Here is a 20,910-nt window from a genome sequence, read left to right on the forward strand (position 1 = left end):
GGCCTGCGCCTGCGGCGGGGCCTGCACCGCGGCAGGCGCCGGGGCGGGAGCCGCCACCGGCGGCGCGGCGGCCGCCGGACGGGCCGGGGCTCCCCAGCCGCCGCCGGCCGGGGCCGGGGCCGTCGCCGGGGCACCCGTGCCACCGGACGGGTCGACGATGCACTCGATCCGCCAGTCCACGCCCAGCGCGTCCGACAGCGCCTGGCGCAGCACGTCGTCGCTGTTGCTGCCGACGAAGCTGTCCCGGGCACCGGCGTTGATGAACGAGACCTGGAGCACGCTGCCGTCGAACCCGGCCACCTGGCCGTTCTGGCTGAGCAGGATCCAGGTGAAGCGGCGGCGGTTCTTCACCGCCTCCAGGATCTGCGGCCACAGCTGCCGGACCTGCCCGGCACCCTGCTGCGCGGCCGCGGACGGCTGACCGCCGGGCGCGGCGGCAGTCGCAGCAGCGGCGGGGGCCGGGGTCGGCTGGACCGGGGACGGGGTCGGCGCGGGCTGCGGGGCGGCCTGCGGCTGCGGCACGGGGGCGGCAGCAGCAGCGGGGGCCGGTGCGCCACCGGCGGGCGGGAAGCTGCGCGCGATCGGCCAGGCGCCCGGAGCGGGCCCGGCCGGGGCCGGGGGCGCCGGGGCCTGCGCGGGGGCGTGGGCCGCCACGACGGGCGCGGGCACCGGAGCGGGCACCTCCACCGGCGGGGCAGCCTGGGGGACCGCCGGTGCCGCCGGCGCCGCCGGCGCAACGGCCACGGGGGCCGCCATCGGCGCCATCGGCGCCATCCCGGTCATCGGCGCCGTCCCGGCCGGTGCGGCGAAGCCGCCCGCCGCGGCCCGGCGCTCCAGCTTGTCCAGCCGCGCCTGCAACGACAGCTCGTCGCTGTACGCGCCCGGCAGCATCACCCGGGCGCAGATCAGCTCCAGCTGGAGCCGGGGCGCCGCATTTCCGCGCATCTCGGTCAGCCCGGTGTTGACGATGTCCGCGGCCCGGCTCAGCTCGGCCGCGCCGAAGGCGTCCGCCTGCGCCTGCATCACCGCGACCCGGTCCGCCGGGGCGTCGATCAGCCCCTTCTCCCCGGCCTCCGGCACGGTGGCGAGGATCACCAGGTCGCGCAGCCGCTCCAGCAGGTCGGTGACGAAGCGGCGCGGGTCGTGCCCGCCCTCGACCACCCGGTCGATGACCTGGAACACCGTCGCGCCGTCCTGCGCGGCGAAGGCGTCCACCACCTCGTCCAGCAGCGCCGAGTCGGTGTACCCGAGCAGCGACGTCGCCATCTGGTACGTCACGCCGCCCTCGGCGGCACCGGCCAGCAGCTGGTCCATCACCGACATCGAGTCACGCACCGAGCCCGCGCCGGCCCGTACGACCAGCGGGAACACCGAGTCCTCGACCTGGATGCCCTCGCGGCCGCAGACCTCCGCCAGGTAGTCGCGCAGGGTGCCGGGCGGGACCAACCGGAACGGGTAGTGGTGGGTGCGGGACCGGATCGTCCCGATCACCTTCTCCGGCTCGGTGGTCGCGAAGATGAACTTGAGGTGCTCCGGCGGCTCCTCGACCACCTTGAGCAGCGCGTTGAACCCGGCCGAGGTCACCATGTGCGCCTCGTCCAGGATGAAGATCTTGTACCGGCTGTGCACCGGCGCGAAGAAGGCCCGCTCGCGCAGCTCGCGCGCGTCGTCCACACCACCGTGCGAGGCGGCGTCGATCTCGATCACGTCGATCGAGCCGGGCCCACCGGTCGCGAGGTCCCGACAGGACTGGCACTCCCCGCAGGGCGTCGGCGTCGGCCCCTGTTCGCAGTTCAGGCAACGGGCCAGGATGCGCGCGCTCGTCGTCTTGCCACAGCCGCGCGGCCCGCTGAACAGGTACGCGTGGTTGACCCTGTTGTTACGCAGGGCCTGCTGGAGCGGAGCGGTCACGTGCTCCTGCCCGATGACCTCCGCGAAGGTCTCGGGGCGGTAGCGGCGGTACAGGGCTAGGGACACACCCCCGACGATATCGGGACGGACGGACAAACGCGTCGCCCCTTCACCCCGGCCCCCGCTCTCCCCACGGCCCACACGGCCCACACGCCCCCGGGAACGCAAAGACCCCTCGTGCACCCGCCAGAGCCCTCCTACCCTTGCTGCCTTCCGGCCCTGGGGGGGTTCAGAGAGATGACGCCACACGAGGGGCTGAGCCCCACAGTACCGGATCCCGGCCCCGACGATCCACAGGCCACCCCCACCCCTCAGCCTGCGGGACAGCTGGTCGCGAGCACCCCGAAACATGTACTAAGCTCTCCCACGGAGGATTCGCCTAGAGGCCTAGGGCGCACGCTTGGAAAGCGTGTTGGGAGCAATCCCTCACGAGTTCGAATCTCGTATCCTCCGCCGGCAGAAGGCCCGGACCGTTTCGACGGTCCGGGCCTTCGTCGTTTCCGTGGTGGTGCGGCCGCGGTCGGCCCATGATGGAAGTCCAGGGGCACGCGACGTTCGAGGCGGCACATGGCTGTATGGCATGTCCGGGACTTCACACCGGACGACCTCGAAGCGGTGGTCCGGCTCGACGCGGAGAGTGCCACCACCGACCGCGCCGCCGTCTTCCGCCTCTCCGATGTGGTCTCCGCGTTGCAGGCACGTGATCCGAGCGTCGTCGTGGTGGCCGGCGGACGTCTCGTGGGCGCGGCGGTGGGCCGGGTGGACGGGGACCGGGCATGGGTGCTGCGCATCGCCCTGCACCCCGGCTGGCGGAACCTGGGCATCGGCACCGCCCTGCTGTCCGCGCTGGAGCACCGCCTGCGGGACGCCGGGGCCAGGATCGTCGCCGCGGTGCTGCCCGAGGAGGAGACCGGCGCCACCGCACTGGTCAACTCCGGCTTCCACCCCCACCGGGGGCTGACGTACTTCGAGAAGTCGGAGGTCGTCAGCGCCCAGGGCCCGACGGTCCTCGCGATGCTGGGTGCGGTCATGCCCGAAGCCCGCCTCTGGGATCGGCTCACGGGCATGGCCGACGAGAAGCGGCTCATCGAACGGCGGCTGGTACTGCCCCTGGCGAACCCCGAGCTGGCGGACGCCCACGGAGTGGAACCGCCCCGCGCGGTCGTGCTGTTCGGCCCGCCGGGCACGGGCAAGAGCACGTTCGCCAAGGCCGTGGCCGGTCGGCTCGGCTGGCCGTTCATCGAGCTCTTCCCCTCCCGGCTCACGTCCGAGGACGGGCTGGCCACCGGACTCGGCCGCCGCTTCGAGGAAGTGGCGCAGCTCGACCACGTGCTGCTGTTCATCGACGAGGTCGAGGAGATCGCCGGTACGCGCAGCCTCGCCGCCCCCGCGTCGGTCGGCGTGGTCAACGAACTCCTCAAGTCGATCGTGCGGTTCCGTGACCGCGACGGCCGGCTCCTCGTCTGCGCCACCAACTCGGTGGCCGCCCTGGACCCGGCGTTCCTGCGCCACGGCCGGTTCGACTACGTCCTGCCGGTCGGGCCACCCGACTCCACGGCCCGCGAGGCGCTGTGGGCCGGCTACACCGCGAAGACGGGCACCGCCGCCGACACGGCGGCCCTCGCCGAGGCCAGCGAGGGCTTCACCCCCGCCGACATCAGGCAGGTCGCCATGGCGGTCGCCCAGAACACCTTCGAACGCACCCTCGACACGGGGGAACGGACCCAACCCGGCACCCAGGACTACCTGGACGCCATCCACCGCACCCGTCCGACCGTTTCCGAGGAGATGGCCCGGGAGTTCGCCGACCAGGCGGTCCGCTACGGGCGGGTCTGAGCGGGGCCGCCCGTACGTGGTCCGGGCCCGGGCGAGAGTAACCTGGATGTCACCGAAGGCACTTCGCATGCCGGCACCGGATACTGGCGTCGTCTCCGGCCGAACGGCAATGCCGGGCCCGACCTCGCGGGTCGGGCCCGGAGACGGGTTCTCGATCATGACCACGATGCTCGATCGTGCGACGACGCCCACCGCCCCGGATCCCACCGCACGGCTCTCCCTCAGGCCCGGTGGGGCGCGGCCAAGCCGCCTGGACGGAGCCTGGTGGCCCCGTTCACGTGACCTTCTCGTCGAACTCCCGGCCCTGGCAGCCGAACTCGACGCGAGGTGGGGCCGACTTACCCGGATCACCCTGAACCCCGCGCAGTGGCCCGTCATCCCCCGACGGATCCCGGTCACCGGGCACACCGTCCACGCGGGCTGGTTCACCACCGAACAGGACGAGCACACGATCGCGGTGTTCTCGTACGCCCCGCTCCGGCTGAACCTGCTGGTCGTCCCGCCGGAGACGGACGCCGTCGACGCCGCCCGGCTGCTGGCCGAAGCCGCCCGGCCCACCGACACCATGGCCGGGAGCGACCCGCCGGCCACGCGGACGGGTGGCGGCACGGCGGGGCCGCAGGCTCCCGCTTCCCCCTTCCCCTCCGACTTCCTGCCGTCGGCCGTCGCCCCCTCCGACGGCGCCGGTGAGGCCGGTAGACGGGCGGAAGTCGCCCGAAGCCGGGCCGCCTCCTGGCCGGTGCCCGCATAGCCCGTCGGTACTCGGCGGCCCGTCAGTACTCGGCACTCGGCGGCCCGTCAGTACTCGGCGCCGCTTCGCAGGTAGCTCCCCGCGACCTGGAGCCACGCCCCGGGGCCGAAACAGACCTCGATCCGGTAGGGCGTGTCCTCGAAGACCCGCAGGACGCGCAGCGCACCGCTCGGATGCAGGTCGTACTCGAAGGTGACGCCGTCCGCACCGTCCTCGTACTGCATGTCCAGCGGCCCCTTCGAGGGCTCCGCCGGTGCCCGGGTCTCGGCCGAGAGTTTCACGTAGACGGACATCTCTCCGACCCGCCTTCCTGTCTACCCGAGGGCCCGACGACGTGGGGCCCGCCGTTCGGCCTCCGGACGCGACAGGACCGTCCCCGGCTTCGCGACCTGCCGGAACCGGCACCGACCACCCACGGTACTCCGGCCGCACCGCACCGGCCCGGCCGGTCGGGAGAGCCCGTGCAGGGCACCGGCCCGGGCCCCGGCGCAGGGGCGCAGGGGCGCCGCTCAGCGCCACTCGATCAGGAACAGGGTCGCGTCGTCGCTCGTGCGCCCGCCCCGCTTCGCCTTCAGGACATGGGAGAGCGCGCGCACCACGGCCCGCACCCCGGCCTGCGAGCGCTCGACGCGGTTGACCCAGTCGATGAGCTGCTCCTCCCCGAACTGCTCCCCGCCGGGCTCGCGCTCCTCGACCAGGCCGTCGGTGAAGCACAGGACCCGGTCACCGTGCCGCAGTGCCCGCTCGCTGATCACCGGCTCCTCGCCGCCGAAGCCGACCGGCAGGGTGGTCTCGCTCTCCAGCCGCTCGACGACGACGTGGTCGCGGATCAGCAGCGGCTGGGGATGGCCGGCGTTGACCCACTGCAGGTGGCCGGTCAGGGTGTCCAGTCGCATCATCTGAGCGGTGACGAAGTGGTCCGGACCGAACTGTTCGGCGATGGCCCGGTCCATGAACGCGTAGATCTCGGCCAGCCCGATGTCGGCACGCCGGGCGTGCCGGTACGCGCCGATGGCGACGGTCGCCATGGTCGCGGCGTCGAGCCCGTGGCCCATGGCGTCGATCGTGGCCACGTGCAGGAGGTCGTCGTTGAGCGCGTAGTCGAAGCTGTCACCGGCAACCTGGTAGGCGGGTTCGAGGATGCCGGCCACGGCGACCCGGTGGACGGTCATCGACAGCGGCGGCAGCAGCGACCACTGGATCTCGGCGGCCACGCTCATCGGTTCGAGACGCCGGGCCTGGAAGATCCGGTCGGTGTAGCCGCTCTTGGTGATCAGCAGATCGGCGACCAGGGCGGCGAGGCGCCGCAAGGACCGCCGGTCCTCGTCGTCGACGGCATCCAGCGTGAGGGCCAGCACCCCCGCCTCGTCACCGCCGTCCAGCAACGGCAGGTACACCCGCACCCCGTCGGCCCGCCGTTCCTCGACGGGGACACCGCCCAGGAAGGCCGCACCCGCGGGGGAACCGTCGATCGGCACCGGCTCCCCAGCCGCCAGACCCCGCCCGAGCAGCGGCACCAGCACCAGCTGGCCGTAGTCCTGCAACAGGAGCGCCGGGTCACGGCCGCCGAACCCGCGCACCACGTCGGCGACCAGCGGGGCGATCAGCTGGGGCGGCAGCTCATGGGCCCGATCGAGCAGGGCGCCCAGCAGACGTTCGCCACGCCCCTCAGGGCCGTCCAGCCCGTCCGGCCCCGCCGCGCCGGACGACCGCTCACCGCGCATCCTCGCTCACCGCCGTCCTCCTCCGGCCACGGCCCTCGGACTCGGCACTCGACACTCGGTACCGGCCCGATCCCCCCGGCACCTCAGCACGGTTCGCCGGGGCTGGTCCTTCCATTACGCCCGACGGCCGTGCGTTGCGCTCCCGGTCGCCCGCCGGTACGACCCCCGGGTCGGCTCAGCGCGGAGCGCCCTCACCGGGGAGTCGGTGGCGCAGGGCGTCCTGGGAGTCGACGTACTTGAGCATGAGGCGGGCGAACTCCAGGCGCTCCTGCTCGGTCCAGTCGGCGGTGATGCACTCGAAGGCCGAGCGCTGGTGGCGGCCAAAGCGGGCCATCAACTCACGGCCGTCGGGGCTCAGTTGGAGGACGGTACGACGGCCGTCCTGCTGGGAGGCGGTACGGGTCAGATAGCCGGCCGAGATGCAGTCGGTGACCATGCGGCTGGCCACCGACGGGTCCACGCCCAGGTGCCGCGCGACCGCGCCGACGGTGATCTCGCCGGCGCCGGACTGCCCGGCCGGTCCGTTCTCCGGCGTGTTCTGCTCGGCCTCCAGGACGATTCTGAGCACCAGCGTGCGACTGAGGTCCTTCTGGGAGATCGGGTCCTCGACCTCCAGGAGCGAGGAGCGTCGCAGCTTCCCGAAGGCCGGGCCCACGGCGTCCAGCAGCTCGTCCGCCGTCTTCGGCTCGCGCTTCGTCATGGCCCCCATCGTACAGACATGGATGACTCCATGAATGTATGTGTTGACTCACAAACATGTGCATGGAAGCATGCATATATTGTTGAGCAGTGAACGGAGCCTCCCATGACCACCCTCATCACCGGTGCCTGCGGCCAGGTCGGCCAGGCCGTCATCGGCCGCCTGCACTCCGCCGGACTCACCGTCCGCGCCGCCAGCGCCGACCCCACCGGAACCCTCCTCGGCCGCCCCGCCCGCACGTACCGGCAGTGGGCCCGCGAGCACGCCCCAGCCTTCACCCGGCACTGATCCACCCAGGAGCACCGCATGAAGCCCATCGGCTACTGGCTCAACCGCGCCGACAAGGCCCTCAGCACCTACATGAACTCCATGCTGGCCGAGTTCGGCCTCACCCGACTCGCCTGGCAGGTCCTCAACGTCGTCGGGGACGACCCGCAGGCCACCGACACCGACGTGCTGACCGTCCTGGCCGCCAACGCCGATGCCGCCGCCCTGACCGGCGCCGTCGAGACCGCCATCGCCAACGGCTGGGCCGCCCGCCCGGAGCCGGGCCGCCTCGCTCTGACCGACGATGGCCGCCTCCGCCTCGCCGAGGCCGCCGAACGCGTCGACGCCTTCCGCGAGCTGTCGACGGCCGGGATCACTCACGAGGAGTACCGGATCGCCGTCACCGTCCTGGAACGGATGACGCACAACCTGGAGGGCGGAGCAGGACGATGACTCCACCCGAGCCGCAGCTTCGTCGTCGGTGGCCGAATCGCCAGGGTGCCCGATCCGGCCCTGGCTGCAGTTCTGGTGGCATTCGCCCCCGTCCGGCCACGTACGCGCCTCATCAGATGCGCCGCCCCACCGCTGGTCAAGAGGCCTGCGGATACTCCCGGACAACCGGCGAAACATCCGTCGGTCCACGTCGCTGTCCCAGAGCCGCATCGTCTCCTCGCCTCGGTGCGCCGGCGATTCGTCGGCCGGGTCGGCGGCGAGGGGCTCCGGGGGCTGGACCGGCCGGGGCTCGTGGTGCGGCGGGTGGCGGATGATGGGGAGGGGCAGGGGGCCAGATGTGAGGGGCAATGCAGTGGCTGACAGCGGATCCGGCGGGTCGGGAGCAGAGGTCGGGACGGATGGCGGGGCCGTCGCGGCTGCCGTACGGCCGGGCGGCGGGGCGGAGGCGGGGTCGGAGCGGCGGGGGTCGGGTCGGCGGTCGGTGGTTCGGCGGGTGGCCGTTCTGGTGTTCGTCCTGCTGGTGCTGTGCCTGCCGCCCTGGTGGACGCTCCTCGGGTCCGGGGCCGGCTGGCCGCTGCCGGTGGTCGTGGCGGGCACGGCGGTGTTCGCCCTCTGGCTGGTGTCGTTCCCGTTCCTGATGGTCGCGGGCCACGGATCGCGGCGGAACGACCGGGCGGCGCGCCTCGGGGACACCAGCCTCGGGGTGATGTGGGTCCTGTTCACCTGGTCGGTGCTGGGCGGCCTGGTGAACCTCGTGCTGGGCGGGCTCGACGTCGGCGGCGCCGACCGGGCCAGGACGGTGGCCGCGGCGGTAGCCGCGGTCTCGGCCGGGCTGCTGGCCTGGGGGCACCACGAGGCGATGCGGGTGCCCCGGGTGAAGCGGCTGGATGTCCACCTGCCGCGGCTCGGCGGCGGGCTGGACGGGACCAGGGTCGTGGTGCTGGCCGACACCCACTACGGGCCGATCGACCGGGCGGACTGGTCGGCGCGGGTCACCGAGGCGGTCAACGCGCTCGACCCGGACGTGATCGTCCACGCCGGGGACATCGCCGACGGCACCCCCGCCCAGCGCCGCGAGCAGTCCGCGCCGCTCGGCACCGTCCGGGCCCGGCTGGCCAAGGTCTACGTCACGGGCAACCACGAGTACGGCGGGGAGGCCCAGGGCTGGCTGGACCGCATGGCGGACCTCGGCTGGGAACCCCTGCACAACCGCCACGTGCTGGTGGAGCGCGGCGGGGACACCCTGGTGCTGGCCGGCGTGGACGACGTCACCGCGGAGTCCTCCGGCCTGGCCGGGCACCGCACCGACCTGGCCGGCGCCCTCGCGGGGGCGGACCCGGACCTGCCCGTCCTGCTCGTCGCCCACCAGCCCAAGTACGTCCCGCAGGCCGCGGCCGCCGGCATCGACCTGCAGATCTCCGGACACACCCACGGCGGCCAGATCTGGCCGTTCAACTTCCTCGTCCGGATCGACCAGCCCGTGGTGCACGGCCTGAGCCTGCACGGGCAGCGGACCAGGCTCTACACCAGCCGTGGCACCGGCTTCTGGGGCCCGCCCTTCCGGATCTTCGCCCCGAGCGAGATCACCGTCCTCACCCTCCGCACGGGCGACGCCCCCGCCGACCGGTAGCGGCCCCGACGGCGGGACCCCGGCGGGACCCCGGCGGGAGCGCGCCCAGACGGCAACCGCCCCCGGGCCGAGGGCGGGCCTGGGTCAGGCGGGCCGGGTGGGGTCGGTGGGGCGGTCGAGGAGGAGTTGGACGCCGTCGAGGATGCGGGCGAGGCCGAACTCCAGGGGGTCGACGGGGTCGGGGGCGAAGGCGCCGGCGGCGATGGCCCGGGTGAGGGTGGGGAAGCGGTCGGCGTGGCGCTCCAGGAGTTCGTTGGTGAGGCGGCTCCACTCCCGGCTGTGCTGCTCGTCGAAGTCGAGGTCCTGCTGGACGAGGGTGCGGACCAGGCCGGCGACCAGGACGAAGACCCGGTGCTGCTCGGCGGCGCTCAGGCCGGAGGGCTCCAGGGTGGCGAGGGCCGCGTCGAGCCAGCCGAGCTGGTGGGGGCCCATCAGTTGGCGGCGCATGGCGGTGGCGGCCAGCAGCCACGGGTGGGCGCGGTGGATCGCGGCGGAGCGGCGGGCCCACTCGGTGATGCGCTCCCGCCAGCCGTCGCCGACGGCTGACAGGTCGGGGGCCCCGGCGAGCACGGACTCGACCATCAGCTCGACCAGTTCGGCCTTGCCGGGCACGTAGCGGTAGAGCGCCATGGCCGAGACGCCGAACTCGGCGCCGACCTTGCTCATGGAGACCGCGTCCAACCCCTCGGCGTCGGCGATCACCACGGCGGCGGCCGCGATGCGCTGGGGGGTCAGGCTGGGCTTGGGCCCGCGGGTGGGCTGCTCCTGCTCGCCCCACAGCAGTGCGACGCCCGCGCGCAGATCGCGCGCCTTCTCCTTGGCCATCCCGGTCTCCTCCTCGAATCCAGTGCGACGTCCGTGCCATGTCCGGGCGGCGCCCGTTGACAGCACCCAGAACTGTATATACCTTAAACACATCTGCTGACGCGGTAAACAGTTTTGGGGATACACCATGCTTGCCACCATCGCCACCGCCACCACCGCCGCCCTCGCCACTCCCGTCGCCGGACTGCTGGGCTACCGGCAGCTCAAGCGCGCGGCGCTCGCCAAGAAGCTGCGGATCACCGCGCCGAACGGCATCGAGGAGTCCGGCTTCGTCCGGATCGGCGGCATCGACCAGTGGGTCTCCGTCCGTGGCGAGGACCGCCGCAACCCGGTGATCCTGGAGATCCTCGGCGGCCCCGGCGCCTCCAACCTGGTCTTCCTCCCCCGCACCCACGGCTGGGAGAAGCACTTCACGATCGTCCGCTGGGACATGCGCGGCGCCGGCTTCACCTTCGCCGCCGGCGGCCCGGAGGGGCAGGGCGAACTCAGCTACCCGCAGCTGTACCGCGACGCCCTGGAGGTCACCGAGCACCTGCGCACCCGGCTCGGGGTCGACCGGCTGCTGCTGGTCGCCAACTCCTTCGGCACCGTCCTCGGCCTACGGCTGGCCCGCAACCACCCGGAGCTGTACTCCGGTTACGTCGGCACCGACCAGAACATCATCGACGGCGGCCGGGAGCGCACCGCCTACGACGCCCTCGTCGCCCGGCTGCGCGCGGCGGGCCGGAAGAAGGAGAAGGAACTGGCCACCGCCCTGGCCATGGGCGCCGACCGCACCCGGTGGACCACCAAGGACGTCGCCGAGTACAACAAGCTGGTCCTCACCAGCGACCCGCTCTCCTACGACACCATGAAGACCGTGGTGATGCGCTCGCTCTGGTTCTCACCGCTGCACACCCTGCGCGGGCTGCGGTCGTACATGAAGGCCATGGAGTTCTCCGAGCAGCTCCAGCTGGAGGCCGCGACCTTCGACGAGCGGGCCGAGGGCACCGACTTCCGCATCCCGTTCTTCGTCTTCCAGGGCGCCGACGACGTCCTCACCCCGCCCGCGCCGGCCCGCCGCTTCTTCGACGACGTGACCGCGCCGGTCAAGGACTTCGCGCTGATCGACGACGCCAGCCACTTCGCGAGCTTCCGCCACCCCGACCGGTTCCTCCAGCTGATGCTGACCAAGGTCCGCCCGGCGATCACCGCCGACCCCGTCAGCCGCTGAATCCGGCCGACGGGTGTCACAGCGGAGAGGCGGAGAGGCCGGCAGGCGTCACACCGCCACGACGGCTATCTCGTGGACGGCGTTCCGGTCACCGGTGAGCGGCTGCACCCGCCCCACGGAGTCGGTGGCCCGGCAGCGGATCCGGTGCGCCCCCGGGGCGAGGTCGTGCCGGAGCCGGAACCGCTGCCAACTCGGGTCCGGGCCGCGCCCGTCCAGCTCGGCGGGCTGCCAGTCGGCGTCGTCCACCGCGACCTCGACGGCCGTCACCTCGGTGGAACTCCAGGCGTAGCCCGCCAGTTCACGGACCCCGGCGGGGACGGTGGAGCCGTCCTTGAGGCTGAGCAGCTTGCTGCAGACGTCCTTCTCGCGGACCGGCCGGACCTCGCTCTCCCCCGGCAGGACCCGGGTGTACAGGCGGGTGGTGAAGAGGTGCTCGGCGCGTTCGGCGGCCAGCACGATCCTGGTCAGCCACTTGACCGAGTTGGTGCCGAACATCCGCGGCGCCACCGCGCGCACCGGGTGCCCGTGGTCGGGGGCCAGCGGTTCGCCGTTCATCCGGTGTGCGAGGACCACCTCGGTGCGGGCCTGCTCCAGCGGGAGGTCCTTGAGGAAGCTCACATCGCTCTCCCCCGCGAAGTCGCCCCGGTCGGCGCCCTCCAGCCAGACGTGCCGGGCCTCCGGGAGCGGGCCGGCCAGCGCCAGCACCTCGACGAGCGGGACGCCCTCCCAGTCCAGGTTGGTCACGGCCCTGGTCGGCACGGTCGGGTGCAGCGGATTGCCGAAGCACTCGTGGACGGCGGTGAACCTGGTCTGCGGCAGCCCCCGGAGGGCCTGGAAGTCCAGCCGCAGGGGCCGTTCCACCAGGCCTTCGACGGTGAGCGACCAGCTGTCGGCGTCGAGCTCCGGTCGCCGGCCGAGGTGGTTGCGGATGAAGACCTCCTCGACCGGGGTGCGGTAGGCGTCGGGCGTCTCCGGATCGGTCCTGAACATGCGTCATTCCCCCGTACTGATATCACTGTTCCCGGGATCGACGGTACAAGGAGCGACTGACAACGAGCCACGCAGGCCCCCAGGTCAGGGGTGCCGTTCGGCAGGGGTCGAGGGGCCGAGGAGGCAAGGAGGCGAGGGGACGAGGGGACGGGAACAGGGGCAGGGCCCGAGGGGACGGAACGGGGACGTCCGATTCCTTCAAGACCCCGCCCCCGCAGGCCGCCTACCGTCGGAGCCATGGACAGCACATCCGCACCACGGTTCGCCTTCATCGGCCTGGCCGTTTCCGACATGGCCGCCTCCGTCGCCTTCTACCGGCGGCTGGGACTGGTCTTCCCCGAGGGCTCCGAGCAGGAGCCGCACGTCGAGGCCGAGCTGCCCGGTGGGCTGCTCCTGGTCCTGGACGCCGAATCGACCATCCGCTCCTTCCACCCGGACTGGCAGCCGCCGGCCGGCGGCGCCCGGGCCGCCCTGGCCTTCCGCTGCCAGAGCCCGGCGCACGTGGACGCGGTGTACCAGGAGCTGACCGAGGCCGGGTACCAGGGCGAACTCAAGCCCTGGGACGCCTTCTGGGGCCAGCGCTACGCCTCGCTGCGCGACCCGGACGGCAACGGGGTCGACCTGCTCGCGGCGCTCCAGGGCTGACGGCAGGGCCCGCTCCGACGCCCGTCCGAGGCCCGTCCGGGGATCCGGACTACGGCCCGCCCGACAGCAGGTCCGTCACCCGGACCCCCGCCAACTCCCGTACGTCGCGCGACAGGTGAGCCTGGTCGGCGTAGCCCGTCCGGGCCGCCGTGTCGGCGAGCGGGACGCCCGCGCGGGCCAGCCGCAGGGCGCGCTGCAGCCGCAGGATCCGGGCCAGTGTCTTGGGACCGTAGCCGAAGGCGGCCAGTGAGCGGCGGTGCAGCTGCCGGGCGCCGAGCCCGACCGCCTCGGCGGTCGCCGCGACGCTGCGCCCGGCCGCGAGCGCGCCGGCCACCGCCCGTACCAGCGGGTCCTCGGGCCGGGCCGCGGCGGCCAGGTGCAACGCCAGTTCCTCCAGGGCTGCGGCCGGGTCGGGGGCGGCGGCGATCCGCTCGGTCAGCCGGCGCACCTCGGGGCCGGGCAGCAGGTCCGCCAACTCGGCCCGACGGTCGCGTAGTTCGGAGGCCGGTACGCCGAGCAGCAGGGGCCCGGTGCCGGGCCGGAAGCGGACGCCGGCCCACGGGCCGGGCAGTTCGGGGCCGGGCCGGAACGCCCGGGTGTCCGGTCCGGCGACCAGCAGTCGGCCCTCGGTCCAGAGCAGGTCCATGCAGCCGTCCGGCAGCACCAGGCCACCGCCGCCGGCGCCCACGCTCGGGCCCTTCGTCCACAGCACCGCCCCGGGCAGCCTGGACGCGCGTTCCGCGTAGTCGGTGGGCATGTTCGAAGGCTACGCGCGCCGCACCGGCACCGCGTTCCGGAACGCCCGAAGGCCCCGACCGGCGAACCGGTCGGGGCCTTCGGGGTGCCTGAGGCCCAAGGGCGGGACGGTCAGGCCGCCACCTCGGCGACCGCCGCCTCGGCCGCGGCACCTTCCGAAGCCTCAACGCCCTCCGGAGCCTCGGTGCCCTCCGCAGCCGCCGGCCCCGCCCCGCCCGCCGGCCCGCCGCGCATCAGCACCAGGGTGAGCGCCGCCGCGACCAGGGCCGCGATCCCGCCGACCGTGAAGGTGGTGGAGGTGGCGGTGTTGAAGGCCTCCCGGGCGACCCGGGCCAGGGCGCCGTCGCCGCTGTCGGCGGAGAGGGCGAGGGCGTCGGTGATGCCGTGCCGGGCCGCGGCGGGGGCGGCGGCGGGCATGGCGCCGGTGTAGGTGCTGGAGAGCACGGTGCCGAGGATGGCCACGCCCAGGGCGGCTCCGGACTGCTGGATGGTGTCGTTGAGCGCGGAGCCGACACCGGCGTGCTCGCCGGGGATGGCCCCCATCAGCGCGTTGGCGGCGGCCGGCATGCCGAGGCCGGAGCCGACGCCGAGGACCAGCATGGCGAGGGCGACCTTGGGGAAGCCGTCGCCGACCGAGAGGGTGGCCAGCAGGCCGAAGCCGCCCGCGATGACCACCATGCCGATCGAGGTCACCACCCGCGCGGGGACCTTCTTGCCGATCGCGGCGCCGATCACGTTGAAGGCGAGCGAGGCGACAGCCAGCGGGATGAAGGCCAGACCGGTGTCGGTGGGCGAGAACTCCAGCACGAACTGCAGGTACTGGGTGAGCACCAGCATCAGGCCGCCGGTGGCGAAGGTGAGCAGGACGAGGGAGAAGCTGGCGCCGGTGAAGACCCGGTTGCGGAACAGCTTGAGCGGGACCATCGGCGAATCGGTGCGGACCTGGCGGATGCCGAAGCCGACCAGTGCGGCGATCGCGACGGCCAGCGGGCCGAGGGTGTTGACGTGGGCGAAGCCGTCCTTCGGGAGGACGATGATCGACCAGACCAGCGCCGTCATGCCGACCATCGAGAGCACCATGCCGGGCAGGTCGGTCCTGCGCCAGGGGCCCTTGGACTCGGGCATCAGGACGATCGCCGCGACGACGGCCACCGCCGCCACCGGCACGTTGAGCAGGAACACCGCGCCCCACCAGAAGTGGGCGATCAGCACGCCGCCCAGCACCGGGCCGCCGACCAGGCCGATCATGGCCACCGCGGTCCAGGCGGCGATCGCCTTGGGCCGCTCCGCGTCGTCGAAGACGGTGATCAGGATGGAGAGCGTGCTCGGCATCACGAGGGCCCCGCCGACGCCCATCAGCACCCGGCCGGCGATCAGTTCACCGGGGCTGGAGGCGACGGAGGCGACCAGGGAGGCGGCGCCGAACAGCACCAGTCCGATGATCATCACTTTTCGTCGCCCGAACCGGTCGGACAGGCTGCCCGAGGTCAGCAGTAGGCCGGCGAAGACCAGGATGTACGAATCGATGATCCACTGGATGTCCTGCGCCCCGGCCCCGAGGTCCTCCGCGATCGGCGGGATGGACACCGTGAGCACCATGTTGTCGATCACCAGCACCAGGCTGCTGAGGCAGAGCACGACCAGGATGAGCCAGCGACGCGGGTGACGATCCACCGCGTTCCCCCTTCGGTTCGGCGCGTCGGCCGCAGCCCTGCGCACGTCCTCGCGTCGGCGGCAGCCGCGCGGAAGTCCCCGTGGCGCACACCGTCCGCCGTCCCCGACCGAACGGTGTGCGCTACGCCGAACACTGTACGGAGACCGAACACTGTGCGCAAGGCCGTACGCTGTGCGCCCACCGCACAGCGTTCGCAGGACCGTACGGTGTTCGGCGCCGGGGCCTATGCTGGACGGACCGCACCCGACCAGGGGGCACGTGGAATGGAGGGCCTGATGACGGCCACGTCGGAGGACACCGCACCGGAGCACCGGACCGAAGCCCAGCCCGGCCTCGCCTCGCCGTGGAACCGCCCGCAGAAGCGGCGCACCCAGCCGGCCCTCAGCCGCGAGCAGATCGTCGCCGAGGCCTTCGCCCTGCTGGATTCCGACGGCATCGAGGCGCTGAGCATGCGCAAGCTCGGCGCCCGGCTCAACGCCGGCGCGACCTCCCTCTACACCCACGTCGCCAACAAGGAGGAGCTGCTCGCCCTGGTCGTCGACCAGGTCTTCGGCGAACTCCCGCTGCCCCGGGCCACCGGCGCCGAGGACCCCGAGGTCTGGCGCGCGACCGTCGTCGAGAGCTGCGAGGCCATGCGCGCGACCATCACGCGCCACCCGTGGATGGTCTCGGTGATCGGCGACGTCGGAATGATCTACCTCGGCCCCAACTGGATGCGGCTCTCCGAGGCCCTGCTCGCCGTGGCGGAGACGGCCGGCTTCGAGTTCGCCGAGGCCAACGACATGATGAGCGTGGCCATGGGCTACACCATCGGCACCGCCTGCGTGGAGGCCGCCTGGCTGAGCGCCCTGACCAGGAGCGGCCAGAGCGAGCAGGAGTTCATGAAGCAGATGATGCCCGCCGTCGTCGAGGCCACCAAGGACCATCCGCGACTGCACCGGCTGTACACCACCCAGGTGCCGGACGAGATCGACGAGGGCCGGGACAGCAACTTCCTCCGCGGCCTCACCATGATCCTGGACGGCGTCGAGGCGCGGCGGTCCAGGACCTGAGCCCGCGCCGCCGCACCCCGTCGGCAGGTCGTCAACTCCCGCTCAGCGCCTGGACCTCGGCGTAGCCGGGCAGCGGACCGACCGGCCCGCCCGAGGCCACCGCGGCGGCCGTCGCCACCGCCGCCGCCAGCGCCGCGCGGTACAGCAGCCCGCCCGTGCTGACCCGGGCCACCCCGAGCCCGGCCAGCTCGGCGAGGCTCGGACCGGTCGGCGTCCAGAGGACGTTGAGCGGGACGGACAGCCGTCCGACCAGCTCGGCGATCACCGCCGGCTCGCTCAGCCCGGGCACGAACACGCCGTCCGCGCCCGCCCGTCGGTACGCGTCCAGCCGTCGTACGGTCTCCGGCTCCGGCTCGTCGTGGCCGCACCAGTAGGTGTCGGTGCGGGCGTTCACGAACAGCTCCGGCACGGCGGCCTTCACCGCGGCGACCTTGGCCGCATGGAGCTCGACCGGCGCCAGGGTGCCGTCCGGCCGGCCGTCCTCCAGGTTGATGCCGACCGCTCCGAAGCCCGCCAACTCCACGGCCAGCGCGGCCACTTCGGCCGGGTCGTCACTGAATCCGGACTCCACGTCGACGCTCAGCAGGTAGTCGTCGCGGCCCAGCCGGCGGGCCAGCCGGACGGTCTCCGCGCGGGTGGCGGCGGCACCGTCGGGCAGTCCGGCAGCGGCCGCCACGCCCAGGCTGGTGGTGCCGATCGCGGGGTGGCCGGCGGCGGCCAGGGCGGCGGCCGAGGCATGGTCCCAGGCGTTCGGGAGCAGCAGCGGGCGGCCCGGGCGGTGGTGCAGGGCCGCGAAGGCGGTCATCGGGTCGGAGGTGGTCATCGGGTCTGCTCCTCGGTCGTGGTGACGGGTCCGGCCGGAGCGGCTCCGACCGGGCCGATGGGGCCCAGCGAGTCCGCGTAGTAGGCGGCGGCCTCGGCGAGGTGACGGACGATCCGCCGGATGCTCCAGCCCGTCCCCGGCGAGTCGTCGAGCTGCCGCTCCGGCAGCGCGGCGACCCGGTGGGCCCAGATCGCGCCGAGCCGGGTGAGCCGGCTGCGGGCCTCGTCCAGGTCGGCGGCGGTGAACGGCGCCAGGTCGGCCGGGGTGGTGACCAGGGAGGCGTGCCAGTGGTCGGGCGCGGTCGGTTCGCCGGCCAGCCGGGCCTCCACCTCGGCCAGGTGGTCGAGCAGGTGGTCGGCGACCCGGCGCACCACCTTGTGCGGGGTGTACGTCCGGCCGTCGGCGTTGACCACCGGTCGGCCGTCCCAGGCCGTCCAGGTGTCCGCCAGGGCGAGCACGTGCCGGACCGCCGCCGGGATCAGCTCGGCCGGGTCGGCCGGGCCGGGCTGCTCCCCGGCGGGCGGCACCGAGCCGTCCGCCGGGTCGGAGGCGCCGAACAGGATGCCCTCGGCGATCACCAGGGCGTGCGCGCGGCCCGGGCAGAGCCGGGGCTCGGCACCGAAGGCCAGCGGCTCCCGGCCGGGCTCCCGGGCGGCGTCCAGGTCGAGCAGCACCTGCGCCCCGGCCGGCACGGCGACCCCGCCGACCACGGTCGCCCGCGCGGCGAACCGGCGCATCGCCCGGACCGGCGGGTCCTCCCGCAGCACCGCGGCCAGGTCCGGTACCCCGCCGCCGCGCCGGGCGTGCTCGACCAGGGCCGCGGTGGCCTCGCAGGCCTGCACCAGCAGGCCGATCCGGTTCGCCGCCGTCTCCGCGTCGGCGTCGCCCATCGCGGGCAGCAGCCGGGCCACCGCCGCGTCCGCCTCCGAGCCGTCCGGCGCCGGGTCGTTCGTCTCCGAGTCGTCCGCCTCCGAGCCGTCCGCCGCCGAGCCGTCCGGCGCCGGGTCGAAGTACACCCGGGCGACCGCCTTCACGTCCCGCGCGACGGCCTCCGGCCCGGCCAGCCCCAGCGCCGTCGCCAGCACCCGCACCACCCGCAGCCGTACGTCCGGTTCGTAGCCGCCCGCGGCCAGGATCCGCAGCCGGCCCGGGTCCAGCCGGGCCAGGTCGGCGAGGACGAGCGCCCGGCGGCGGGCGTGCGGCTCGCCCGCGCTGAACCGGGCGACGGTGGACCGCAGCCAGGCCACCGTGCCGTACCGGCCGGGCGTCGCGGGCGGCGGGACCAGCGCCGGGTCGGCCAGGGCCGCGGTCACGTCCTCGTAGCGGGCGAAGATCACTTCGTTCATGCCGTCATCGTGGCCCCGAGTCGTTTCGGCCCCGGCCGAACCGTGCCGGGCCGACCATGGAGGCATGCCCGACCACGAACGCACGCCGGTGGACCACCGCGGCTCCCCGCTCGCCGCCCTCGCCGCGCTGCTCGCCGACCCCACCCGCGCCGCCTTCTGCTCCACCCTGCTGGACGGCCGCGCCTGGACGGCGGGCGAGCTGGCCCGGGCGGCCGGGGTCGCGCCGTCCACGGCCAGCGAGCACCTGTCCCGGCTGATCGCGGGCGGCCTGCTGAGCGAGGAACGCCAGGGGCGGCACCGGTACGTCCGGCTGGCCTCGCCCGCCGTCGCGACCCTGATCGAGGACCTCACCGTCTTCGCCGAGACCGGCCCGGAGCCCGCCGGGGGTACGGCCGACGGGAGTCCCGGCGAGCCCGCCCGCCGGACCGGACCGGCACCCCGCACCCTCCGCGAGGCCACCCGGCAGAGCGCCGAGGCCCGCGCCCGCACCTGCTACGACCACCTGGCCGGGCGCCTCGGCGTGGCCGTCGCCGAGGCCCTGATCGACCGCGGCCTGGTCAGCGACCGCGCCGGGCTCGCCGTCACCGAGCGCGGCCACGCCTGGCTGGCCGCCCAGCGGATCGACCTGCCGGCCCGGGCCGGCCGCCCGGGCGGGCGCCCGGTGGTGCGCAGCTGCCTGGACTGGACGGAGCGCCGCAGCCACCTGGGCGGCGCGCTCGGCGCGGCGCTCTGCCGCACCGCGCTGGACCGCGCCTGGGTCGAGCGGATCGGCTCCGGCCGGGCCCTGCGGGTCACCCCGGACGGCGGCCGGGCGCTGCGCGAGCTGCTCGGCGTCGAGGTGTGAGCCGAGGTGTGAGCCGAGGTGTGGGGGGCCGCCCGCTCACCCCATCGACTTCGCCCCGTCCAGCGACTCCCGGATGATGTCCGCGTGCCCGGCGTGCTGCGCGGTCTCCGCGATCAGGTGCAGCAGCACCCGCCGGGCCGACCAGCTCGCCCCCGGCTCGAACCAGGGCGCCGACGGCAGCGGGTGGCCGTGGTCGAGGTCGGGCAGGCTCCGGACCAGCTCGTCCGTGCCGCGCGCCACCGCCTCGTACCCGGCGAGCAGCCCGGCCAGGCTCTCGCCCTCGGCCATCCGGAACTGCGCCGCCCACTCGTCGCCGCCCCCGGCACCGGAGCCACCGTGCCCACCGGAGCCGCCGTCCCCACCGCGCATCGCCTCCGCCCCGCCGGTGATGAACCGCGCCCAGCGCGCCTCCACCGCCGCCACGTGCTTGATCAGGCCGCCCAGGCAGAGCTCGCTGGCGGTGGTGCGCCGCGCCGCCTCCTCGTCGGTGAGGTCCCGGGCGGTGCGGCGCAGCAGGCCGCGGTGCTTGTCCAGGGTCTCGACGAGGTCCTCGCGCTCGCCCATCAGACGTCCACCGTCGGCGGCTGGTCCCCCACCGTGCGGCCCAGGTCGATCAGCCCGAAGGCCGCACCCTGCTGGTCGCCGACCGCTGCGAACCGCCCGAACGGGCTGTCCATCGGGCCGAAGTACACCTTGCCGCCGCGCGCCGTCAGCCGTCCGATCGCGGCGTCGGTGTCGTCCACGGCGAAGTAGACGCTCACGTACGAGGGCGCCTCGGGCGGCAGGAAGTCGCCCTCCGCGCCCATCCGGCCCAGCACCGGCCGGCCGCCGACCAGGAACATCCGGTAGTCGAACTGCTCGGAGTCCATCTTCCGCACGCCGTACGGGAAGACGGCCGGGAAGAAGGCGTCGGCCTTCCCGGGCTCGCGGGTGACGAGCTCGGCCCAGGCGTACGCGCCGGGCGCGTCCTGCTTCTCGAAGCCCTCGTGGGTGCCGCCCTGCCAGACCCCGAACACGACCCCGCCCGGGTCCTTGGCGATCACCATGGTGCCGAAGTCGCCGACCTGCATCGGCCCCATCACCACCTCGCCGCCGTTGGTGCGGATCCGCTCGGCGGTGGCGGCGGCGTCCGGCGAGGCGAGGTACAGGCACCAGGCGGACTGCGCCTGCTGGCCGGGCATCGGCGGCACGATCGCGGCCACCGCCTTGCCGTCCGAATAGGCCTGGGTGTAGTTGCCGTACTCCGACGAGCTCTCGCCGAAGGTCCAGCCGAGGACGTCCCCGTAGAAGGCCTTGGCGCCCTCCAGGTCGGTGAACATCGCGTCGGCCCAGCAGGGTGTGCCCTCAGGTAGCACTGCCATCTCTCAGCCCTCGTGTACGACGGTGCGGGCGCGCGCCGGAAGGCGCGCACGGCCCCCGACTCGCCAGCCTAGCCACGACGCGGCGCACCCGCGCGGGCTGGCCGCGCG

At 73.9% G+C, this 20,910-nt stretch carries 21 protein-coding genes, 1 tRNA gene and 1 other RNA gene; 10 read left to right on the top strand and 13 right to left on the bottom strand.

Features of this window, described 5'->3' with window-relative positions:
• The coding region (locus tag ACFV8H_RS38435) for a DNA polymerase III subunit gamma and tau (RefSeq protein WP_380409008.1) at positions 1–1,977 on the bottom strand (1,977 nt) is incomplete at its 3' end.
• 100 nt (positions 1,978–2,077) lie between these two features.
• Positions 2,078–2,168: signal recognition particle sRNA small type (gene ffs / locus ACFV8H_RS38440), an RNA gene on the bottom strand.
• A gap of 111 nt (positions 2,169–2,279) precedes the next feature.
• On the opposite strand from ffs, the gene ACFV8H_RS38445 reads away from it, so the two are divergent.
• The 3 genes from ACFV8H_RS38445 to ACFV8H_RS38455 all read left to right on the top strand — a co-directional run bounded on the left by ACFV8H_RS38445 (position 2,280) and on the right by ACFV8H_RS38455 (position 4,498).
• Positions 2,280–2,364 (top strand) — tRNA-Ser (locus ACFV8H_RS38445).
• A gap of 114 nt (positions 2,365–2,478) precedes the next feature.
• Complete coding sequence (locus ACFV8H_RS38450; RefSeq protein WP_380409010.1) at positions 2,479–3,747, top strand: ATP-binding protein; 1,269 nt, start codon at positions 2,479–2,481, stop codon at positions 3,745–3,747.
• Positions 3,748–3,913: 166 nt separating this feature from the next.
• Entirely contained in the window at positions 3,914–4,498 is a 585-nt protein-coding gene (locus tag ACFV8H_RS38455) for a DUF5994 family protein (protein ID WP_380409012.1), read from the top strand.
• Between the two features lie 47 nt (positions 4,499–4,545).
• On the opposite strand, the gene ACFV8H_RS38460 is transcribed toward ACFV8H_RS38455, so the two are convergent.
• The 3 genes from ACFV8H_RS38460 to ACFV8H_RS38470 form a co-directional block, all read right to left on the bottom strand.
• Entirely contained in the window at positions 4,546–4,791 is a 246-nt protein-coding gene (locus ACFV8H_RS38460; protein ID WP_380409014.1) for a hypothetical protein, read from the bottom strand.
• A gap of 216 nt (positions 4,792–5,007) precedes the next feature.
• Positions 5,008–6,222, bottom strand: coding sequence for a PP2C family protein-serine/threonine phosphatase (locus ACFV8H_RS38465; RefSeq protein ID WP_380409016.1), 1,215 nt, complete (start codon positions 6,220–6,222; stop codon positions 5,008–5,010).
• 175 nt (positions 6,223–6,397) lie between these two features.
• Positions 6,398–6,922 carry a MarR family winged helix-turn-helix transcriptional regulator gene (locus ACFV8H_RS38470; RefSeq protein ID WP_380409018.1) on the bottom strand — a complete coding sequence of 175 codons (525 nt, stop codon included), beginning with the start codon at positions 6,920–6,922 and terminating at the stop codon, positions 6,398–6,400.
• Positions 6,923–7,027: 105 nt separating this feature from the next.
• Between ACFV8H_RS38470 and ACFV8H_RS38475 the strand changes: the two genes are divergently transcribed.
• The 3 genes from ACFV8H_RS38475 to ACFV8H_RS38485 all read left to right on the top strand — a co-directional run bounded on the left by ACFV8H_RS38475 (position 7,028) and on the right by ACFV8H_RS38485 (position 9,272).
• Positions 7,028–7,210, top strand: coding sequence for a hypothetical protein (locus ACFV8H_RS38475; RefSeq protein WP_380409020.1), 183 nt, complete (start codon positions 7,028–7,030; stop codon positions 7,208–7,210).
• A gap of 18 nt (positions 7,211–7,228) precedes the next feature.
• A complete protein-coding gene (locus ACFV8H_RS38480) occupies positions 7,229–7,642 on the top strand; it encodes a MarR family winged helix-turn-helix transcriptional regulator (protein ID WP_380409022.1) in 414 nt (137 codons plus the stop codon).
• A gap of 493 nt (positions 7,643–8,135) precedes the next feature.
• Positions 8,136–9,272 carry a metallophosphoesterase gene (locus tag ACFV8H_RS38485; RefSeq protein ID WP_380409024.1) on the top strand — a complete coding sequence of 379 codons (1,137 nt, stop codon included), beginning with the start codon at positions 8,136–8,138 and terminating at the stop codon, positions 9,270–9,272.
• An 84-nt stretch (positions 9,273–9,356) separates the two neighbouring features.
• Here ACFV8H_RS38485 and ACFV8H_RS38490 read toward each other — a convergent pair whose 3' ends face one another.
• The gene (locus ACFV8H_RS38490; protein WP_380409026.1) at positions 9,357–10,097 is read right to left on the bottom strand and encodes a TetR/AcrR family transcriptional regulator; all 741 of its coding nucleotides are present in this window, start codon (positions 10,095–10,097) and stop codon (positions 9,357–9,359) included.
• 127 nt (positions 10,098–10,224) lie between these two features.
• Here ACFV8H_RS38490 and ACFV8H_RS38495 point away from each other — a divergent pair, with 127 nt between their 5' ends.
• The gene (locus ACFV8H_RS38495; protein WP_380409028.1) at positions 10,225–11,310 is read left to right on the top strand and encodes an alpha/beta fold hydrolase; all 1,086 of its coding nucleotides are present in this window, start codon (positions 10,225–10,227) and stop codon (positions 11,308–11,310) included.
• 48 nt (positions 11,311–11,358) lie between these two features.
• Here ACFV8H_RS38495 and ACFV8H_RS38500 read toward each other — a convergent pair whose 3' ends face one another.
• A complete protein-coding gene (locus ACFV8H_RS38500; RefSeq protein ID WP_380409030.1) occupies positions 11,359–12,300 on the bottom strand; it encodes a molybdopterin-dependent oxidoreductase in 942 nt (313 codons plus the stop codon).
• A 237-nt stretch (positions 12,301–12,537) separates the two neighbouring features.
• Between ACFV8H_RS38500 and ACFV8H_RS38505 the strand changes: the two genes are divergently transcribed.
• Complete coding sequence (locus tag ACFV8H_RS38505) at positions 12,538–12,945, top strand: VOC family protein (protein ID WP_380409032.1); 408 nt, start codon at positions 12,538–12,540, stop codon at positions 12,943–12,945.
• Between the two features lie 49 nt (positions 12,946–12,994).
• Here ACFV8H_RS38505 and ACFV8H_RS38510 read toward each other — a convergent pair whose 3' ends face one another.
• Together ACFV8H_RS38510 and ACFV8H_RS38515 are read right to left on the bottom strand one after the other, a co-directional pair.
• Positions 12,995–13,702: a helix-turn-helix domain-containing protein gene (locus ACFV8H_RS38510; RefSeq protein ID WP_380409034.1), complete on the bottom strand. Its 708-nt coding sequence runs from the start codon at positions 13,700–13,702 to the stop codon at positions 12,995–12,997.
• Positions 13,703–13,812: 110 nt separating this feature from the next.
• Positions 13,813–15,375: an MFS transporter gene (locus ACFV8H_RS38515; RefSeq protein ID WP_380409036.1), complete on the bottom strand. Its 1,563-nt coding sequence runs from the start codon at positions 15,373–15,375 to the stop codon at positions 13,813–13,815.
• Positions 15,376–15,651: 276 nt separating this feature from the next.
• Here ACFV8H_RS38515 and ACFV8H_RS38520 point away from each other — a divergent pair, with 276 nt between their 5' ends.
• Positions 15,652–16,428: a TetR/AcrR family transcriptional regulator gene (locus tag ACFV8H_RS38520; RefSeq protein ID WP_380409038.1), complete on the top strand. Its 777-nt coding sequence runs from the start codon at positions 15,652–15,654 to the stop codon at positions 16,426–16,428.
• Between the two features lie 31 nt (positions 16,429–16,459).
• Here ACFV8H_RS38520 and ACFV8H_RS38525 read toward each other — a convergent pair whose 3' ends face one another.
• Positions 16,460–17,251, bottom strand: a complete 792-nt coding sequence (locus ACFV8H_RS38525) for an isocitrate lyase/phosphoenolpyruvate mutase family protein (RefSeq protein ID WP_380409040.1) — start codon at positions 17,249–17,251, stop codon at positions 16,460–16,462.
• A complete protein-coding gene (locus ACFV8H_RS38530; protein WP_380409041.1) occupies positions 17,248–18,597 on the bottom strand; it encodes a hypothetical protein in 1,350 nt (449 codons plus the stop codon). Before ACFV8H_RS38530 ends, ACFV8H_RS38525 begins: the two co-directional genes overlap by 4 nt.
• 64 nt (positions 18,598–18,661) lie before the next feature.
• Here ACFV8H_RS38530 and ACFV8H_RS38535 point away from each other — a divergent pair, with 64 nt between their 5' ends.
• Positions 18,662–19,441 (top strand): ArsR/SmtB family transcription factor, encoded by a 780-nt coding sequence (locus tag ACFV8H_RS38535; RefSeq protein WP_380409043.1) that lies wholly within the window; start codon positions 18,662–18,664, stop codon positions 19,439–19,441.
• Between the two features lie 36 nt (positions 19,442–19,477).
• On the opposite strand, the gene ACFV8H_RS38540 is transcribed toward ACFV8H_RS38535, so the two are convergent.
• Both ACFV8H_RS38540 and ACFV8H_RS38545 read right to left on the bottom strand, forming a co-directional pair.
• Entirely contained in the window at positions 19,478–20,005 is a 528-nt protein-coding gene (locus ACFV8H_RS38540) for a DinB family protein (RefSeq protein ID WP_380409044.1), read from the bottom strand.
• Positions 20,005–20,802 (bottom strand): VOC family protein, encoded by a 798-nt coding sequence (locus tag ACFV8H_RS38545; protein WP_375882555.1) that lies wholly within the window; start codon positions 20,800–20,802, stop codon positions 20,005–20,007. Before ACFV8H_RS38545 ends, ACFV8H_RS38540 begins: the two co-directional genes overlap by 1 nt.
• Positions 20,803–20,910 lie beyond the last annotated feature (108 nt).

It is taken from the genome of Kitasatospora sp. NPDC059827, from assembly GCF_042731675.1.
GTDB lineage: Bacteria > Actinomycetota > Actinomycetes > Streptomycetales > Streptomycetaceae > Kitasatospora.